General features: G+C 35.2%; 17 protein-coding genes. 6 read left to right on the top strand and 11 right to left on the bottom strand.

Annotated elements, in window-relative coordinates; all coding sequences use genetic code 11:
* Positions 1-125: 125 nt before the first annotated feature.
* Both ABJ955_RS07215 and folK read right to left on the bottom strand, forming a co-directional pair.
* Positions 126-1058, bottom strand: coding sequence for a pseudouridine synthase (locus ABJ955_RS07215; protein WP_347373923.1), 933 nt, complete (start codon positions 1056-1058; stop codon positions 126-128).
* Between the two features lie 99 nt (positions 1059-1157).
* Positions 1158-2303 carry a 2-amino-4-hydroxy-6-hydroxymethyldihydropteridine diphosphokinase gene (gene folK, locus ABJ955_RS07210; RefSeq protein ID WP_347373922.1) on the bottom strand — a complete coding sequence of 382 codons (1146 nt, stop codon included), beginning with the start codon at positions 2301-2303 and terminating at the stop codon, positions 1158-1160.
* A 129-nt stretch (positions 2304-2432) separates the two neighbouring features.
* Between folK and ABJ955_RS07205 the strand changes: the two genes are divergently transcribed.
* Complete coding sequence (locus ABJ955_RS07205; RefSeq protein WP_347373921.1) at positions 2433-5075, top strand: AsmA-like C-terminal region-containing protein; 2643 nt, start codon at positions 2433-2435, stop codon at positions 5073-5075.
* Here the strand turns inward: ABJ955_RS07205 and ABJ955_RS07200 are convergent.
* A complete protein-coding gene (locus ABJ955_RS07200) occupies positions 5072-5866 on the bottom strand; it encodes a DUF2797 domain-containing protein (protein ID WP_347373920.1) in 795 nt (264 codons plus the stop codon). The genes ABJ955_RS07205 and ABJ955_RS07200 overlap by 4 nt on opposite strands.
* A gap of 121 nt (positions 5867-5987) precedes the next feature.
* Here ABJ955_RS07200 and ABJ955_RS07195 point away from each other — a divergent pair, with 121 nt between their 5' ends.
* Positions 5988-7508 (top strand): GH3 auxin-responsive promoter family protein, encoded by a 1521-nt coding sequence (locus ABJ955_RS07195; protein WP_347373919.1) that lies wholly within the window; start codon positions 5988-5990, stop codon positions 7506-7508.
* A 402-nt stretch (positions 7509-7910) separates the two neighbouring features.
* On the opposite strand, the gene clpX is transcribed toward ABJ955_RS07195, so the two are convergent.
* The 8 genes from clpX to ABJ955_RS07155 all read right to left on the bottom strand — a co-directional run bounded on the left by clpX (position 7911) and on the right by ABJ955_RS07155 (position 16177).
* Complete coding sequence (gene clpX / locus ABJ955_RS07190) at positions 7911-9143, bottom strand: ATP-dependent Clp protease ATP-binding subunit ClpX (protein WP_347374375.1); 1233 nt, start codon at positions 9141-9143, stop codon at positions 7911-7913.
* Between the two features lie 26 nt (positions 9144-9169).
* Positions 9170-9844 carry an ATP-dependent Clp endopeptidase proteolytic subunit ClpP gene (clpP, locus tag ABJ955_RS07185; protein ID WP_347373918.1) on the bottom strand — a complete coding sequence of 225 codons (675 nt, stop codon included), beginning with the start codon at positions 9842-9844 and terminating at the stop codon, positions 9170-9172.
* A gap of 110 nt (positions 9845-9954) precedes the next feature.
* On the bottom strand, positions 9955-11274 hold the full coding sequence (gene tig / locus ABJ955_RS07180; protein WP_347373917.1) for a trigger factor: 1320 nt from the start codon (positions 11272-11274) through the stop codon (positions 9955-9957).
* Between the two features lie 85 nt (positions 11275-11359).
* Positions 11360-11701: a phage holin family protein gene (locus ABJ955_RS07175; protein WP_347373916.1), complete on the bottom strand. Its 342-nt coding sequence runs from the start codon at positions 11699-11701 to the stop codon at positions 11360-11362.
* Between the two features lie 92 nt (positions 11702-11793).
* Positions 11794-13326, bottom strand: a complete 1533-nt coding sequence (locus ABJ955_RS07170) for a G-D-S-L family lipolytic protein (protein WP_347373915.1) — start codon at positions 13324-13326, stop codon at positions 11794-11796.
* 19 nt (positions 13327-13345) lie between these two features.
* On the bottom strand, positions 13346-14596 hold the full coding sequence (locus ABJ955_RS07165; RefSeq protein ID WP_347373914.1) for an outer membrane protein transport protein: 1251 nt from the start codon (positions 14594-14596) through the stop codon (positions 13346-13348).
* A gap of 106 nt (positions 14597-14702) precedes the next feature.
* The gene (locus ABJ955_RS07160) at positions 14703-15464 is read right to left on the bottom strand and encodes an alpha/beta fold hydrolase (protein ID WP_347373913.1); all 762 of its coding nucleotides are present in this window, start codon (positions 15462-15464) and stop codon (positions 14703-14705) included.
* On the bottom strand, positions 15464-16177 hold the full coding sequence (locus ABJ955_RS07155) for a pyridoxine 5'-phosphate synthase (RefSeq protein WP_347373912.1): 714 nt from the start codon (positions 16175-16177) through the stop codon (positions 15464-15466). The genes ABJ955_RS07160 and ABJ955_RS07155 overlap by 1 nt, the downstream gene beginning before the upstream one ends.
* Positions 16178-16265: 88 nt before the next feature.
* On the opposite strand from ABJ955_RS07155, the gene ABJ955_RS07150 reads away from it, so the two are divergent.
* From ABJ955_RS07150 to ABJ955_RS07135, 4 genes are all read left to right on the top strand, one after another.
* Complete coding sequence (locus ABJ955_RS07150; RefSeq protein ID WP_347373911.1) at positions 16266-16922, top strand: acetoin utilization protein acuB; 657 nt, start codon at positions 16266-16268, stop codon at positions 16920-16922.
* 3 nt (positions 16923-16925) lie between these two features.
* Positions 16926-17810 (top strand): NAD kinase, encoded by an 885-nt coding sequence (locus ABJ955_RS07145; protein WP_347373910.1) that lies wholly within the window; start codon positions 16926-16928, stop codon positions 17808-17810.
* A gap of 100 nt (positions 17811-17910) precedes the next feature.
* Positions 17911-18603, top strand: a complete 693-nt coding sequence (locus tag ABJ955_RS07140; RefSeq protein WP_347373909.1) for a DUF6089 family protein — start codon at positions 17911-17913, stop codon at positions 18601-18603.
* Positions 18604-18610: 7 nt separating this feature from the next.
* Positions 18611-19354, top strand: a complete 744-nt coding sequence (locus tag ABJ955_RS07135; RefSeq protein WP_347374374.1) for an isoprenyl transferase — start codon at positions 18611-18613, stop codon at positions 19352-19354.
* Positions 19355-19357 lie beyond the last annotated feature (3 nt).

Below are 19357 nucleotides of genomic sequence, written 5' to 3'. Positions count from 1 at the left end.
AGAATTTTGCTTCTAAAAATAGAAGAAGCCAACCATTATAAAAATACTATTTTTAAAATATTTCAATGCAAATGTGCCAAAAAAAATTCAACAAATAATAAAAGAGACCACTTTTTCATTAGGTCTTAAATCATGCTAAACATATTAAGTTCATTTTCGGTTAATGTTCTCCAGCGCCCACGCGGCAAATCCTTTTTGGTTAATGGCCCAAGGGTTACGCAATCTACACGCACCACATCGTATCCTAGATGTTCAAAAATGGTTCTAATAACACTATTTCCAGTATGCTTTATCTTCAGTCCTACTTCACTTTTTGGTGAATTATCTACATAACTAATTTCATCTACAGTTATTTCTTTACCTTCAATAGTCAATCCCTCCTTGATTTTCTTAATGTGTTCGGCTTTTAGATTTTTGTCTAATTCTATGTGAAAAAGTCTCGTAATTCCTTTTTTAGTGAATTTTTGTACAAACTCATCATCATTTGTAAAAAGCAAAAGTCCCGTTGCGTTTCTTCCCAAACGGCCAAAAGGTTTAATTTTGGCTGTTGTAGCATTAGCTACCAAATCCATAACAGTCATCCCCTTAGCATTGCTGTCGGTGGTCGCAAAACCTTTGGGTTTATTTAATAATACATAGGTATTTGGCTCAGGGTTTAATCTACGTCCATCAAAACGCACATCATCGGCAAGTTGAACTTTATAGCCCATCTCGTTAATGATTTTTCCATTTACGGTTACCAAACCTGTAGCAATATAGGTGTCAGCTTCGCGACGTGAGCAAATACCACTATTAGCAATGTATTTATTAAGGCGAATTCCATCTTCAGGATTGCTCTTTTTAACTACTTGTACTGTTTTCTCCCTGCGGCCTATTTCCTTTCCATTTTTATCAAACTTCAACTTTGGCTTTGCAACTGGATCTTGCTGTCTTCCTGTTTTTTTTGAGGAAACATCAGATTTTAAAGCGGCATTTCCGCGAGCCATACTTTTCTTTCTGGCATTCTTCCCTGGTTTTTTGGAACCTCTCCCGCTATCATAATTATCGTGTGTGCTCATCTTTAAATTTTTTGCAAAGGTAATGAATTTAAGTAGGCAAATACAGTTTTCAAATTGTAGTGCAAAAACTTATAAATAGACTGACTTACTGTAACTTTATTAAGAAACAATTTCTTTTAAAATTGTTAAATAATCTTTTCTATTTTTAAGAAAATCCATTTCAGAAATATCAATGATTTTTATGGTGTCTGAATGTTGATTTTTTATAAATTCTAGGTAGCTTACATTCAGTTTTTGCAGATATTCAGCCTGAATGCTTTGTTCGTACTTACGCCCTCTTTTTTTAATATTTTGTAACAAACGCGTTGTGTTCTGGTGTAAATAAATATACATATCGGGCTTTGGCAAATCTTTGTGCATTACCTGAAAAAGTTTTTTATAAAGTGAATATTCTTCTTCGGGCAAGGTAATGCTAGCAAAAATTAAAGATTTATTTACGTCATAATCGGCAATTACAGATTCTTTAAAAAGGTCAAACTGTGTAATATCATCCACCAATTGCTGATAGCGATCTGCCAAAAAAGACATTTCTAACGGAAACGCATAACGCACCGCATCTTCATAAAACTTAGGTAGAAAGGCATTGTCTTTAAAGCGTTCTAAAATCAATTTTGAATTAAAATCATTTGCAATTTTAGAAGCCAAACTGGTTTTTCCAGCCCCTATATTTCCTTCAATAGCAATGTAAGTATATTTTGAAATATCGTAGTCTTTTATCGGATTACTAAGCCATTTTGATTGCTTCTGAAGCACACTGTTATCTTCCGTTTCAGCTAGAATTTTAATTATATTCTTTCCTGAAATTGGATGTGCCAATTGCGAATTTAATTCTGCCAAGGGTTGCACAACAAACTTTCGCTTTTCCATTTCTGGATGCGGAACAGTAAGACTTTTAGACGCAATAACTAAGTCGTCTATAAATATAATATCGATATCTATGGGTCTTGAAGTATAGGTTTCTGAAGTATTTCTACTGCGTCCCATTCTTTTTTCAATTTCCAAAATTTTCTTTAATATTTTGGAAGATTTTAAGTCCGTTTGAAGCAAAACAGCACAGTTCAAAAAAGGTTCACCATCAAAACCAAGCGCAGGAGTTTCATAAACAGAAGAAATTTTAAGAATAGTTCCAACTTCTTCAAAAAGAGCATTTATGGCACTTTGAAGACACTCAAAACGGTTTCCCATATTGCTTCCGAGCGAAAAATATACGTTATGAAGTGGTTTCAGCAAATCCAATTTTAACATTTATGACGAAATTAAGGAAAAGTAAAAGACTACCAACTAAATTTGTGTGTAGAAAAAAATTTACCGTACAACCAATTTTTAAAGAATTGTTTTTAAGGAAATTAACCCACTAAAATTTTAAATTTTTTTATGAAAAAAGCATTAAAAATAATTGGAATTATTTTCGGAATATTGATTTTGTTGCTTTTAGCAGCGCCTTTTCTTTTTAAAGGCAGCTTAGAAAAAATGTTGAAAAACACCATCAACGAAAATCTAAATGCAACTGTAACTTGGGAAAAATTAGACTTGAGTCTTTTCAGTAGTTTTCCAGATGCCTCACTGCGGTTAAATAACTTTAGTGTTATCAACAAAGCACCATTTGAAGGCGATACACTTGCCAGTGGAAAAAGTTTGAAATTAGACATGGGTGTGATGCAGCTTTTTAAATCTGAAAACATTAAAATAGATGCCATAAAACTGGATGAGGCATTGGTAAACATAAAAATTGATTCCCTTGGAAATGCCAATTATGATATTGCAATAAAAAAAGATACTCCAGTAACTTCAGAAAGTGAAGATGCAAGCAACGGTTTTACTTTTGAACTGAATACATATGAAATTACCGATTCAAAAATCAATTATAGTGACGAAGCAAGTAAAACGTATTTAACACTCACAGATTTTCAACACGAAGGAAGTGGCGATTTTTCACAAGAAATAAGCAACCTCGACACCCAAACAAAAGCGCTTGTTTCATTTAAAATGAATGATGCTGAATATTTAACAAAAAATAGAATTTCACTGGATGCCGTTTTTAAACTCGATTTAAAAAACCAGAAATACACCTTTCTTGATAACCAAGCAAAAATCAATGAATTACCACTTGTTTTTGATGGCTTCGTAAAAATAAATGAAACCAATAATGAAGTAGACATAACTTTCAAAACTCCTTCTTCCGATTTTAAAAATTTTCTAGCAGTAATTCCTGAAGCCTATGTTAAACAAATTAGCGATGTAAAAACTACAGGAAATTTCACCATAAACGGTATGCTAAAAGGTATTGTAGACAGTACTCACATACCCATGATGGATATAAAAGTGGCAAGTGATAATGCATCATTCAAATATCCAGATTTACCGAAAGAAGTAAATAATATTTCAATCGACATGCAATTAAAAAATGAAACTGGGCTTTTAAAAGATACATTTTTAAACATCGCAAAACTTACATTTAAAATTGACGGAGAACCTTTCCTGATGAACGGAAGTATTAAAAACATGACTGAAAATCCGTTAGTAAATATGGAAATGCAAGGAACTTTAAACCTTGCAAACATAAAGCAAGTACTGCCTGTAGAAATGGAACAAAACCTCAGCGGTATTTTTAAGGCGGATATTATTGCTAATTTCGACATGGAATCTGTTGATAAAGAACAATACCAAAAAATTGATGCACGCGGAACAGCGAGTTTAACAAACTTTAATTATGATGCAGGTTTTAAAAATGAATTAAAAATAGCAAACGCCAGTTTAGCTTTAAAACCTGGCACAATTACACTAAATGAGCTGAATGCCACAACGGGGCAAACTGACATTAAAGCTTCCGGAAGTATTCAAAATCTTATTCCTTTCTTGATGCGTAAACAAGATTTAAAAGGGCGGTTTGCAGTACAATCCAACACCTTTAATGTGAACGATTTTATGGCTTCTAAAGACGGAGCAACAACAGCTAATGCAGAAGGAAATAGTAAAACTTCAGAAAAAACTACTTCAGCAGAAGCAGTAAAAATACCAGATTTCTTAGACGCTACTTTAGATTTTAATGCCGGCAAAGTAGTATATGATAATTTAGAATTGAAAAACGCTCAAGGAACAGCTTCTATAGCAAATGAAGCAATTACCATTCGTAATTTCACTTCAGCTATTTTTGGTGGAAATATCGCGCTTTCAGGAAATGTTTCAACTAAAAATGAAATTCCAACATTTGCGATGGATTTGGATTTAAGCAAAATTGATATTGATCAATCATTTAAAGGCTTAGAATTATTCAAATTTTTAGCACCAATCGCAAAAGCTTTAAAAGGAAGTTTAAACACCAAGTTTCAATTAAACGGACAATTAACGAACGATCTTTCACCAAAACTTTCTACCCTTGCTGGAACAGCGCTTGCACAAATAATTACTGCAGATGTTGATTCACAACAAGCGCCTTTGCTTTCTGCACTTGGTAATAAAGTTTCTTTTTTGAACTTAGATAAATTGAGTTTACGAGATATTAGCACCAATTTTACCTTCAACAATGGAAAAATAGAAGTAAAACCGTTTCATTTTGATGTAAAAGGAATTGACGTTGCTGTAGCAGGAACGCATGGTTTGGATAAATCGATAGATTATAATTTAACGCTCGATGTGCCTGCAAAATATTTGGGTGGAGAAGTAACTAAATTACTTCAAAATTTAGACCCAAAAGAAGCAGATGAAATGAGTGTTTCGCTGCCCATTGGTTTAAAAGGAACATTTACAAGCCCGCAAGTTTCAATGAATACTGAAACTGCCATTACCGCTTTAACCAAGCAACTTTTGGCAAAACAGAAAGATAAATTATTAAACCAAGGCACCGATATTCTGGGCGGTTTATTAGGTGGCGGAACCAAAAAAGATTCTACAAAAACAAATACAAGCACGAATCAACAACAAAATACGCAGCAACAAAACACTAAAATAATCAAGGATGTTTTAGGCGGATTACTCGGTGGAAAAAAGAAGACAGACACCACTAAAGCAAAAAACTAAAGTACCGTAATCGAAACCACATAGCCTTCGTTTCCGCGAATATTAAAAACGGTATCATCTTCAAAAATTAGATACTGCCCTTTTATACCTTTTAAAACCCCTTCATAAAAAGGGGTTTTTTCAAGGTTGAGTGATTTTGGTTTTTCTGGATATCTTAATACAGGGAATTGCAGGTTTGTTTCGGTATTATTTTCTATATAATATGCAGCAACTTCATGGGGAATAAATTTTTTCAACTGGTTTCTCCAATGGATTAAATCTTCCTCTTTTACATCATTTTTCAGCATAGCACGCCAATTGGTTTTATCGCTCACATGGTCTTTTAGTGCCACTTCGGTAATGCCTGCTAGATAACGATTGGGCACTTCAACAATTTCAATTGCTTCATGGGCACCTTGGTCTATCCAACGTGTGGGAACTTGATTTTTACGTGTTACCCCCACTTTTACACTACTACTATTAGCAAGATAAACCACATGTGGTTGTAGTTGCGCCCTTTTTTCAAACTCAAGATTGCGATCTTCAATATCTAAATGTGCAGTACTTTTTTCAGGATTTATCACCCAAGCTGCAGCCTGAGGAATTTCATAAAAGCAATCATAACAAAATCCTTGTCTATAAATTTTCTTCTGAAGGGAGCAATTTAAACATTGATAGCGCAGAAAATTGATTGCTATTTTCTTATCTAATAATTGATTAATATTTAAAAAATCATTCTCAAAAACCAAATAATATTGAATAGGCGACCCATTTTCAGTTTGCATTTTTGTTAGTACTCCTTCGTAATTCATTTATAGGAAATATTTTGACGGCACCTTTTCTGAAAAAGCATTAAAAAAAACATCACTTCAAAAAAGAGAAATTCGTAATTATAAAATCGTTATTTTTATAGCATAAAGATAGCGGAAAAATATGCCAATCCCCATTGTAAATTCCATTGCATCTTGGTTTTTAAAGAAGCGGTTTCACCAAATAGACCTTTTTTTAAAGTATCCTATTGAGGTTCAGGAAGAACTCCTTTTTAGCTTAATACAAAAAGCTAAAAACACAGAAATAGGACGCCAATACGAATTTGGATCTATAAAAACATATCGTGATTTTTCAGATAGAGTCCCGGTTACAACCTACGAGGAAAACGAAGCACTTATAGAGCGTGCGCGCAAGGGAGAAACCAACATCTTTTGGCCCACACCTATAAAATGGTTTGCAAAATCTAGTGGTACTACCAATGCCAAAAGTAAATTTATCCCTGTAACAATGGACTCATTAGAAGATTGCCATTATGCTGCCAGCAAAGATTTACTCTGTATGTACCTTAATAATAACCCACAAGCAAATTTGTTTTTGGGAAAGAGTTTACGTCTTGGCGGAAGCAAACAATTATACCAAGAAAACGGAACCGTTTTCGGAGATCTTTCCGCCATATTAATTGATAATATGCCCTTTTGGGCAGAATATAGTAGTACACCAAGCAATGAAGTTTCATTAATGCCCGATTGGGAAACAAAAATGCAAGCAATTGTAAATGAAACTATAAAAGAGAATGTTACAAGTTTAGCTGGCGTACCTTCGTGGATGTTGGTTTTACTTAATAATGTTATTGAAACTGCCGGAAAAGGGAATCTTTTTGAAGTATGGCCGAATCTAGAAGTTTATTTTCATGGAGGTGTAAATTTCGATCCTTATATTGATCAATACAATAAGCTTTTACCTAAAAGTGATTTTAGATATTACGAAATCTACAATGCTTCAGAAGGGTTTTTTGCTATTCAGGACCGAAATGACAATAAAGAGTTACTATTAATGCTTGATTACGGAATTTTCTATGAGTTTATTCCCATGGAAAATTATGACACAGTTGAAGAAAAAATAATCCCCCTGAGCGATGTTGAAGAAGGAAAAAACTACGCAGTCATTATTACAACAAATTCTGGGCTTTGGCGCTATAAAATTGGCGATACGGTTCGTTTTACCTCAACAAATCCATATCGAATAAAAGTTACAGGACGCACCAAACATCACATCAATGTTTTTGGCGAGGAATTAATTATTGAAAATGCTGAAACTGCACTGCGAAAAGTTTCACAACTTACAAATGCCGAAATTGTAGATTATACTGCTGCACCTGTATTTATGAAGGGCAAGGAAAAAGGAGCGCATGAATGGATTATTGAGTTTAAGTCGCCTCCACAAAACATGGAAGTTTTTACACAACTTTTAGACTCCGCGTTACAAGAAGTAAATAGCGACTATGAAGCGAAGCGGTATAATAACACAACTCTTAATGCGCCGAAAATTCACTATGCTCGAGAACGTCTTTTTTATGATTGGCTTAAAGAAAAAAACAAACTTGGTGGGCAACATAAAGTTCCTAGACTTTCAAATACGCGCGATTATTTGGAAGAGCTGCTACACTTAAACCATTCTAAATAATTAATTACGCAACCACAACACCTGTTTAAAGACACTGTAAAACGGCAATATAACGCACTTTACCGTCTCTTTTTTTTAGTATTTGTATTTCAACGATTATACCTGTAACTTTAACTAAAACTTTTGTAAAGGCTTTCCTTCCGAAGTACTTTTGAGTTATTAAAGACGATAATATTTCAATACGAAACAGTGTATTTTTTAGATTTTACCGTTTTAGTTACACCTTATGCTTGATTAGATGCTCCAAATAACAGGAAAATAGAACTAGCTAGCGATAAATTAAATAGCAAGAAAGAACAAGTGCAACAAAAAAAATTTAGGGCGATTCTTTAACAACTAACTAATTATTAGCCAAAAAAAACCTCGGAAATTCCGAGGTTTTTTGTTTTTAATAAACGTTTTTTATGAAACCGCCTTTAATTTTTTAAGAGTGGATTTGTTCAATTTATCTTCGGCATATTCCTTAGTAACATGAACTATTTTTTCATCGCTTCCAGGCATTTCATACATTGCATCTGTAAGAACGGCTTCACAAAGGGAACGTAGACCACGTGCCCCAAGTTTGTATTCTATAGCTTGTTCAACAATAAAATCTAATGCTTCTTCCGTAACTACAAAGTCAATTTCGTCCATTTCAAACAGTTTTTTGTACTGTTTTATAATAGCATTTTTTGGTTCTGTCAGTATTGCACGAAGTGTTTCTTTATCTAACGGATTCATATACGTTAAAACGGGAAGGCGACCAATAATCTCTGGAATCAATCCAAAATCTTTTAAATCTTTCGGAATAATATATCGGAGCATATTGTCTTTTTCCATTTCATTTTCCTTCACTGAAGCAGTAAAACCAACCGCTTGCATATTCAAGCGTTTTGATATATGACGTTCAATACCATCAAAAGCACCGCCTGCAATAAAGAGAATGTTTTCGGTATTTACTTCAATAAATTTTTGGTCTGGATGCTTTCTACCTCCTTTTGGGGGAACGTTTACGGTTGTTCCTTCTAAAAGTTTTAGTAAAGCCTGTTGCACTCCTTCTCCGCTTACATCTCTTGTAATGGAAGGGTTATCGCTTTTACGTGCAATTTTATCTATCTCGTCAATAAAAACGATTCCATTTTCGGCTTTTTCAAGATTGTAATCTGCGGCCTGTAATAAACGCGTTAAAATACTTTCTACATCTTCGCCAACATATCCTGCTTCTGTTAAAACGGTTGCATCAACAATTGCCAAAGGTACGTTTAACATTCTAGCAATAGTTTTTGCGATTAATGTCTTGCCAGTTCCTGTTTGCCCAACGATAATAATATTACTTTTTTGTATTTCAATATCGTCATCACTTTTCGGCTGAAGCAATCGCTTGTAATGGTTATAAACCGCTACAGACATTACTTTCTTGGTGAATTCTTGCCCAATCACATATTCATCAAGAAATGCTTTAATGAGTTTGGGTTTTTTTAGCATAAGGTCATTTGTCAATTCCGTATTGCCTGAATGCAATGCTTCTTCAACAACAATTCCATGTGCCTGTTCAATACAACGGTCGCAAATATGGGCATCCAATCCTGCTATAAGCAAGCTGGTTTCCACCTTTTTACGTCCACAAAAGGAACATTCTAAATCTTCTTTCGACATATTATCTTTTTTCAAAAAATCTAAGTTTAGCTTCGTGTCAATATTTCATCTATCATTCCGTACTCCAAAGCTCTGTCTGCTTTCATCCAATAATCACGATCGCTATCTTCGTAAACCTTTTCGTAGGTTTGACCACTGTGTTTAGAAATAATTTTATAAAGTTCTTCTTTTAAAGTAATGATTTCACGCGCAGTAATTTCAATATCACTTGCTTGTCCTTGTGCACCACCCAAAGGCTGGTGAATCATAACACGAGAATGTGTTAAACCACTACGTTTACCTTTTTCGCCTGCACAAAGTAATACTGCTGCCATTGAAGCAGCCATTCCTGTACAAATAGTTGCAACATCGGGTTTGATAAATTGCATGGTATCATAAATTCCTAGGCCTGCGTATACGCTTCCTCCAGGAGAGTTTATATAAATTTGAATGTCGCGCGTAGCATCTGTACTCGCTAAAAATAGTAATTGCGCTTGTACAATGTTTGCCACTTGGTCGTTAATTCCTGTGCCAAGGAAAATAATTCGATCCATCATTAATCGTGAAAAAACGTCCATTGCCACGGCATTCATTTGGCGTTCTTCAATAATATTTGGCGTCAAGTTTGTTGGATACATACTGCTTATGATTTTATCATAATACAGATCGTTGATTCCTTGATCTTTTATAGCAAATTTTCTAAATTCGTTACTGTAGTTCATAAATGTTTGTTCGTTTTAAAAATATACTTTCCTGAACAGGAAAAGGTTTAAATCAAAAAGGCGTTAAATTATATAATTCAACGCCTAAAGATAACTATTTCTTCGCTGAATTATGCGTAGGCTTCTTTAATGAATTTATCGTAAGTAACCTCTTTAGTCTTTAGTTTTGCGTTTTCCTTAAAATAAGTAAGCAATTTGTTTGTATTTAACTGCTCGCTTAAACGCTTTACTTCGTCTTGGTTGGAAAGAATACGTGCCGAGATTGATTCTAACTCCTCATCTGAAGGATTCATTTGTCCAAATTGAGCCATTTGTGTTTTAACCATTTCTTTTGAATAGTCTTTCAACTCGTCAAAAGAAACCTGTAGTTTATTGTCTGCGCGAAGTTTTCCTTCTATCAACTGATAGCGAAGTCCTTTTTCGCTTCTTTCGTATTCTTCTTTTGCTTCTTCTTCTGAAAGTCTTTTTTCGCCCGTCATTGCAATCCAACGCTCTAAAAACTCTTTTGGAAGATCAAATTTTGTGTTTTCAATTAATGAATCCACAACATCATTTAATAACTTCTGGTCGCTTTGTTGTGCAAATTGCCCTTCAGCATCTTCCTTTATTTTAGCCCTTAATTCTTCTTCAGAAGAAACTACAGCTTCGCCAAATAATTTGTCGAACAACTCTTGGTTCAACTCCGCCATTTCGCGTTTGTTTACTTCTTCGATGCTTAAAGCAACATCAATATCCAATCCATGAGCAGCATCGTGCTCAACACCCAAATATTTTTGGTTGTCGTGATCGTCAGCAAACATCCCTTTGGTTTTTAGGGTTACTGTTTCGCCAACTTTTGCTCCAAGCAAACTGTTTAATTGCTTTTTACCTTTTATTTCGTCTAGAGAAATGGTGGTCTTCTTTTCAATATTTTTTTCGGAAGCAGTAAAGGTTCCGGTAATTTCATCCCCAGCTTCCACTTCACTTTTAGAAATCAATTTTCCATATTGCTTTCTGATGGTTTTCACCTGATTGTTTAGCATTTCCTCATCAGCAACAATTTTATATTGTGTAACCGCTTTTGCTTTTACATCAACCTCAAATTGTGGCGCAAGGCCTAATTCAAATTCAAATGAAAAGTCATCTGCATCCCAATTTATTTCTGTTTCATTCTTTGGAAGTGGATTTCCAAGAACATCCAGTTTTTCTTCGTTTAAGAATTTGTGAAGTGCATCTTGCAAAAGTTTATTCACTTCTTCAACCAAGACAGCTTTTCCGTATTGTTTTTTTACCATTCCCATTGGTACGTGTCCTTTTCGGAACCCTGGAATGTTTGCATTTTTGCGGTAGTCGCTCAATACTTTTTCAACTTTGTCTGCGTAATCGTCTTTTGATATTTCCACTGTTACCACAGCGTTCAATTTATCAATGTCTTTTTTTGTAATGTTCATTTTTTCTCTTCTGAATTTCGGGATGCAAAAATACGTCTTTTTGAATAACCCAACAAACATTTACAAACTGTTGTTCAGTCAATTATTAATCTTCTTTTAAAAGTGAAAAAAGTATTGCTTGAAAAAGCGACAATAACAAACTAAAAAGAAGCGCCCACCATATCGAAGTTACTGAAAAACCTCCCACAAAATAATCTGCCATTAAAATTATAAGCGCATTGATTACTAAAAGAAATAATCCGAGGGTTACAATGGTTATTGGCAAGGTTAAAACAACTAAAACTGGTCGCACAATCAATCGCAATAAGGCAATAACAATAGCAACAATAATCGCTGCGCCATAGCCTTCAACTGCTACACCGGGTAATATTTTTGATAAGATTACCACCGCCAAAGCAGTTAGTAATAATTTAATGATTAGCTTCATAAATATATAGGTTTGGGTTTTAAGAATATTAAAGATAAAAAAAACCGTCCTCACTTGAGAACGGTTTAAAATAAAATTATGAATTATAACTATTAATTGTTCGTAGTCATTATGGTTCCATAATTACCAATATGAACCATTGGAATGGTTGCATCATAGGTTTGGTTTATAGCTTGAATAATTAAGTTTGCTGTATACGCATATCCTCTTGGTGTTGGGTGAACGCCATCTAAAGAAAACGCACCACCGGTTACAAATTGTGAACTAAGTACGCCTCCTTCAAAAGAAACACCGCCATTTGCAACTCTTGCCAATGCTGTTTTAGCATCTACATACGCCAATCCTTTTGCAGCAGCAAGCGCTTCGATAGTGGCATTATACGCGGTACTTGCAGCGGTAATTCGCTCTTGCTCAGAAACAGCTAATACATATTGATCACTCAAAGGAATGCTCACCCCAATTACACCTTGTGGGTTGCTTGGATCTGGTGTTGAACCTAAAACCGAAGAAGCCGTTAAAACAACAAGGTCATTCGCCTTTACCTGGCGCAACTGCCCCAATAAAGTAGCTAGTGGAGCTGGAAGGTTGAATGGAGGTCCCTGTAAAATTGCAGTTAAATCTGTAAGATCATCATCCGTCATTATTGGATAATTTTGACCCGCTGAAAAGCTTATCATTCGTAAAGCAGCTTCTTCCGCAGATATTACAGAATTAGCAACCAAACCAGGTAAAATTTGTGAATTGTAAGCTGCAAATTGCGCATTAAGAGCTGCTGCTGTAGCTGCATCCAATGGAATAGCATTTGTAGGAACAGTTGTAAAATAAGGAATTGAAGTTACTTCAGGGATATTAATCAAAACACCTTTAGCGCCGCCCGCTGTTAAAGCGTCTACTTGTTGGCTGTAAACTGATGCAAACACATTAGGGTCTGTAATATCATTTCCACCATAAGTAGATGGATCTAAATTTCCTGTTTGGTCAATACCAGAACCCCCGGAAGTCGCATAGCTTAAAATATCATTATTCCCAATCCAAAGGCTAAAAAACGTTGCATTTTGAGAAGCTGCATCTGCTATTACAGTTGCATTTTCAGTAGTTGAGAAACGTGCAAAATATGGGTTGGAAGCACCAACAGGAACACCTGCTGCATTACCGTAGCCAGGAGCTACTAAATGAAAGCTTTTTGCCCCAGGAACTCCCATGTTATTGAAAGGTCCAGATAATTTATTTGTAATTTCTGTCGTTGGATTACCTTCCAAACGAACTGGGCCCGGGCTTCCATCGGAGCCAACAGCTAAAACAAATCTGTTCTCAGTAAGTTGTGCCCCATTATATAATAATCCACCAACATTATCATTCATTAATGGTTGTGAAAATTCACCTCCACCCACAAATGCAAATTGCTCTGCCATAATATTTGGGTAGCTATTTTCTTGCCCAGTAATATAAAGTGCACCGTCAGCGTATCCGGCTGTTAGTGAGTTTCCAACAGCAACATATTTGGAAAGGTTTGCTGTGCCGCTGCTGTAAAATCCTTCGTCAGTTACAGGGCTATCAAATTCTGGGTCGCAACTTGTAAGACCTACGGCCAAAACTACGAATGTATATTTAAGTATATTTTTCATCTTTTCTGAATTTTTTCAATTAAAGTTTATAAGTAAGCCCCAATCCTGGTACAAAAGCATTGGTTTTATAAGTTCCTCTAAAAGGAGCTGCAACACCGCTTTCAAGGTAATAATTGTACGACGCATTTACTTCCTTAAAGTGCGAATAAAGGAAGGAAGCATCTATCTGCAAACGCTCCCCAAGGTTTACAGTTAAACCTGCAGTAAAATTATTGCTATCGTTACGTGGCGTTTCTGGCGCAAAATACCCATCTTGAACTGGAGATTCATCAAAGTAATATCCTGCTCTTAAAGTAAACATTTTAGTAGCATCATATTGCATTCCAAAACGATACACAGATGCGTTTTTATAATTGCGCTTGTTAAAAGAATCTGGAATTGCTGGATCTGCAAAATCGATATCTAAAGATTCATAAACACCCCAGAACGTTCTATTGAAATCAAATGCAAAAGTCCATTTTTCACAGAAATCGTACGACATCCCTACGGTCATTTCAGCAGGCAAAGGCATCGCTGCATCAAAAGTTGTATTGTTAAATGGCGTTAATGGAGAGTTTGGTATGTTTTCGAAAGTTGCATCTCCTTCTTCTGCTTCAAGTGTAATTTCAGAACGGTAAGTGGCTCCAATACGCAAGTTATCGGTAGGGTTAAACATAGCACTTGCTACCCATCCCCAGCTATTTACTCCAGAAGCATCAACAGTAACTTCTGAGCGGTTTCCTTCAAGATCTGTAAGGGTACGGTTTAAATTTCTATTAAATTCAACAGAACCCGTAACATATATTGGCCCACCTCCAAAACTTAATTTATCATTAACCTTGAAGGAAACTGTTGGTTGAATATAGATTGCTTTTAAGTCAATATAATTCACCAAATGAGACCCTTCCCAATCATCTTCATACCTCACTTCACTTCCGTAAGGTGTGTAAACTCCAAGACCAAATGCCAACCAATCTGTTGCTTTGTATGAAGCATATAAATAAAGAGGCGTCCCTACAGGGCTATCAGATTGAGCATTTGCTCCGCTTTGAGTATCTTGGTATGCTATATTTGAAAACACAGCACTTGCACCTACAGAGATATTAAATTTATCATCTAAGTATACCAATCCCGCAGGGTTAAAAAACACCAATTCGCTACTGTTTACAACCGCAACACCTGTGTGGCCCATCGCTAAGGATTTGTTACCTTGCAAACTTACCCGGTAACCACCAGCATAAGTAACCGCACTTGCAAGTGCAAAAACGGCAAGTATTAATACTTTCTTCATAATCGTTTATTTCTTTAGAGTTAATTTAATTGGGTTATATTATTAATGAATCAAAAAAAAAAAAATTGAAATTTATTATGCACGCATAAGAAACCTTCTTACAATATTATAAAAAAATCATAACATTTTCATAAAATTCGTCAGGATTTTCTGCGTGAAGCCAATGCCCAGCATTTGATATGACCCCTATTTTTGCTTTAGGAAACTGTTTTTTTATTAAAATTTCATCCATTGGCTCAATATAACCACTTTTTTCACCACCCAAAAAAAGTGTATCCCCCTCAAAAAGAGCATCTGCAGGAAGAGCTGTTCCGATTTCTTCCATTTTCTCTGTAAGAATTGGTAAATTAATTCGAAGCGCTAATTCCGTTTTACTTTTTCTATAAAGGTTTTTAAGAAGAAATAATTTTGTGCCTTCATCTTTTATGTATTCGGACAGAATAGTTTCTGCTTCCCCTCTCGATTTTATAGTAGAAAAATCTAATTGTGAAAGTGCCTTCAATATATCTTGATGATGTGCTGGATAAGCTTTCGGACCAATATCTGCAATTATTAATTTAGAGACCATTTCTGGGTACGTAACCGCAAATTGCATTGCCACTTTTCCACCCATAGAATGACCAAGTAAAATTAACTCCTTTAAGTTGTACGTTTCACAGTAGGTTTTTAAATCTTCCGCCATTATTTCATATGAAAACGCATTACTATGAAAACTTCGTCCGTGGTTACGTTGATCTAAAAGATGCACTTCATAACCGGCCCCAGACCATCGTGTACCAAGGGTTTTCCAGTTATCGCTCATCCCAAGAAACCCATGGAGGATTACAAAGGGTTTGCCTTCACCAAGTATTTGTGAGTGTAAAACCATCAGCTAAGTTTTTTTAAATATTCTGAAATAACTTTTTCTAATCCTTCGTAAAGCGCTTCACAAATAAGGGCGTGCCCGATGCTTACTTCCAAAAGATTGGGGATGTTTTCTTTAAAAAACTGGATGTTTTCTAAGGAAAGGTCATGCCCAGCATTTATACCTAAATTCAATTTATTAGCTAAAATAGCACATTCCGTATAGGGCTGTATAGCTTCTTTGTTTCCCAAAGAATACTGTTTAGCAAAGGCTTCAGTATAAAGCTCGATACGATCTGTACCCGTTTCTGCGGCACCCTCAATCATTTTTAAGTTGGGGTCTACAAAAATTGAAGTACGAATTCCATTGTGTTTAAATTCGGAAATCATTTCTTTTAAATAAGCGTTGTGTTTTATAGTATCCCAACCAGCATTTGATGTAATTGCATCTATAGCATCCGGCACCAGTGTAACTTGAGTGGGTTTAATTTCCAAAACCATCTTTGTGAAATCGTCTATAGGGTTTCCTTCAATATTATACTCTGTGGTAACAACCGCTTTTAAATTGTACGCATCTCGATACCGAATGTGGCGTTCATCTGGTCGGGGATGAATGGTAATTCCCTGTGCACCAAACCCCTCAACGTCTTTTGCCACAGTTAGTAAGTTCGGCATATTACCCCCACGTGCATTTCGCAACGTGGCTATTTTATTTATGTTTACGCTTAATTTTGTCATTTCTTTGTGTTATAATTAACAAAAATACAAAGCTTACAGCGCTTTGTGAATCTTTATTTTAAGTAATTTGCATTAAAAATAATTTCTGATGGAAACCTTAAATTATATTATCAATGATATTGAACCTTTTGACGTTTCGGCGAAGATAAAAGATGTTCAAACCGTTTTTAATCAACTTACATATTCGCATGTGCCTGTTGCAAAGGAAGGGCATTTTATAGGTTGTGTTTCTGAAAACGATGCGTATTGCTTTGATAATACCAAAACATTAAGTGATTTTCAATATGCTTTAGAACCTTTTCATGTACTTGAAGACACTAATTGGCTCGATATTCTCGAAGCTTTTGCCCTTAATAATAGCAACATCATGCCGGTACTGGGCGCTGAAAACAACTATTTAGGGTATTATGAATTAGGGGACATCATGAGCTTGTTCAACAATACGCCTTTTTTAAATGAAATGGGGGGCATCATTGTGGTTGAAAAAGGCATTCAGGATTATTCATTTAGTGAGGTGTGCCAAATAGTTGAATCTAATGGCACCCGAATTTTTGGAGTTTTTATTTCAAAAATTGAAAATGAAAATGTAGAAGTTACTATAAAAGTTGGGCATACCGCTATGAATAGCATTGTACAGACTTTTAGAAGGTATAATTACAACATAATTAGTCAGCATGAAGAAGATAAATTTTTGGAAGATTTAAAAGAACGTTCCGAATATTTAGACAAATACCTAAATATATAACTAATGAAAATAGGCATCTACGGTCAATTTTATCATGAAAACTCTGAAATTTATATTCAGATGCTACTGAATGCACTTCAAAAAAAGGAAGCTGAAGTACTTATTGAAGAAAATTTTCTGGAAATTATAAATCGAAATCAAGATATTACCAAGAATTTTTCTGGTTTTTCTACTTTCACCAAATTAGATAACAGTTTTGATTTGTTTTTCAGTATTGGCGGTGATGGAACAATTCTAAAAGCGGTAACTTTTGTAGCAGATTTAGGAATTCCAATTGTTGGTATAAACACCGGAAGACTTGGTTTTTTGGCAACTATTCAAAAAGAAGAAATGACGGAAAGCCTAAATCAAATTCTCGAAGGCCACTATTCCATTTCGGAAAGAAGCCTACTCACCATGGAAACCTTACCTCAAAGCGAAGGAATTCACCCACTTAATTTTGCCCTAAACGAAGTTGCTGTAAACAGACGAAACACAACCTCTATGATTAAAGTTGAAACACTTGTAGACGACAAATACCTAACCTCCTATTGGTCTGACGGGCTAATTGTTGCTACACCAACCGGCTCTACAGGCTATTCATTAAGTTGTGGTGGCCCAGTAATAGATCCAAATGCGAACAATATATTACTCACACCGATAGCCCCACATAACTTAAACGCAAGACCGTTGGTTATCCCAGATTCTTGCACAATTACACTAAAAGTTTCGGGTAGAGAAAACACTTTCTTGGTTTCAATGGACTCCAGAATTGTTACGCTAGAAAACGAAACTACCATTATCATTAAAAAAGCTCCCTTCACTATTAAATTGTTACAGCTACACGACGATAGCTTTATAAAAACACTCCGCAAAAAACTTTTATGGGGTGAAGACAAACGGAATTAAACAATAAAATCAACCAAAAATTGTTAATCAACAGAGACAAATGTGCTTAGCATATCGTTAAGCCAAGTTTATTGTTATATTTGCAAACTTTTTAAGATATATGAAGTATTTTGCGACTGTATTTTTAATACTTTCTACAGCGTTTTTGGCACACTCCCAAACTTATGAAATAGGAGGAATGATAGGAGGCGCCAACTATATAGGTGATGTAGGAAAAACCAATTATATAAACCCGAGCAGCCTTGCCATTGGAGGGATTGTAAAATGGAATCGAAGTGCAAGACATGCATTTAGAGGCTCTTTACTGGTTGCTAAAATAGAAGGAGATGATGCCAAAAGTTCTAATAGTAGAAGAGAACAGCGAGGCTATTCGTTTCAAAACACCCTCAAGGAACTTTCTGTAGGAATAGAGTATACATTTTGGGATTTTGAAGTGCATTCCCAAAAAGCAATTTCCACCCCCTATCTATATACAGGACTCACCTATTTTTGGTATGATGCACTTTATAAAGACGCCAACAATAGAATTAAAAAAAACGAGGGTGCCGGCAGTGTTGCTATCCCAATGGTATTAGGCTATAAAGCCAATTTAGGCCAAAACGCAATGATTGGTTTTGAGATTGGTGCGCGTTATACTTTTACGGATAATTTGGACGGAAGCAACCCCGTAAATGATTTTGAGGATTACGAATACTTAAAATTTGGAAACACAAATAGCGACGACTGGTATGTATTTACTGGCATAACTGTTACATTTGCCTTCGGAAGAAGACCGTGTTATTGCAATTTTTAACAACACCATGGATTATAAAGACCAAATAGACACAACTAACCTACCCAAACATCTCGCCATAATTATGGACGGAAATGGGCGCTGGGCGAAGCAAAAAGGGTTATTTAGATCCATTGGGCACGAAAATGGCTCTAAAGCTGTTCGAGAAATTGTGGAAGGTTGTGCAGAAATAGGAATACCTTATTTAACACTTTATGCTTTCTCTACTGAAAATTGGAATCGTCCAAAAATAGAAGTAGAGTTGCTAATGAAGCTTTTAATTACTTCCTTAAAAAAAGAAATAAAAACATTATCTAAGAACGATATAAAACTAAACGCTATAGGAAATTTGGATGCATTACCTAAAAAAGCTCATAAAGAACTTATAGATGTTATTGAAAAAACAAAAGACAACACGAGAATGACTTTAACCCTTGCATTAAGCTATGGATCAAGGGAAGAAATCACAAAAACAATAAAAGAGATTAGCCTTAAAGTTAAAAATAACCTAATTTCGCCGCGCGATATTGATGAAACGGTAATAAATAATCATCTTTACACGCAAAATTTACCAGATGTAGATTTATTGATCCGTACCAGCGGCGAACAGCGCATTAGTAATTTTCTACTTTGGCAAATAGCATATGCCGAGTTATATTTTACTGAAACACTCTGGCCGGATTACAATAAAAACCATCTTTTTGAAGCATTATTAAATTATCAAAACAGAGAAAGAAGATTTGGAAAAACCAGTGAACAACTTAATCAATAGTTC

It is taken from the genome of Aequorivita sp. Q41, assembly GCF_039831855.1.
Classification (GTDB): domain Bacteria; phylum Bacteroidota; class Bacteroidia; order Flavobacteriales; family Flavobacteriaceae; genus Aequorivita.
The sequence above is the reverse complement of the archived record's forward strand: the minus strand, read 5'-3'. Positions and strand labels throughout refer to the sequence as shown.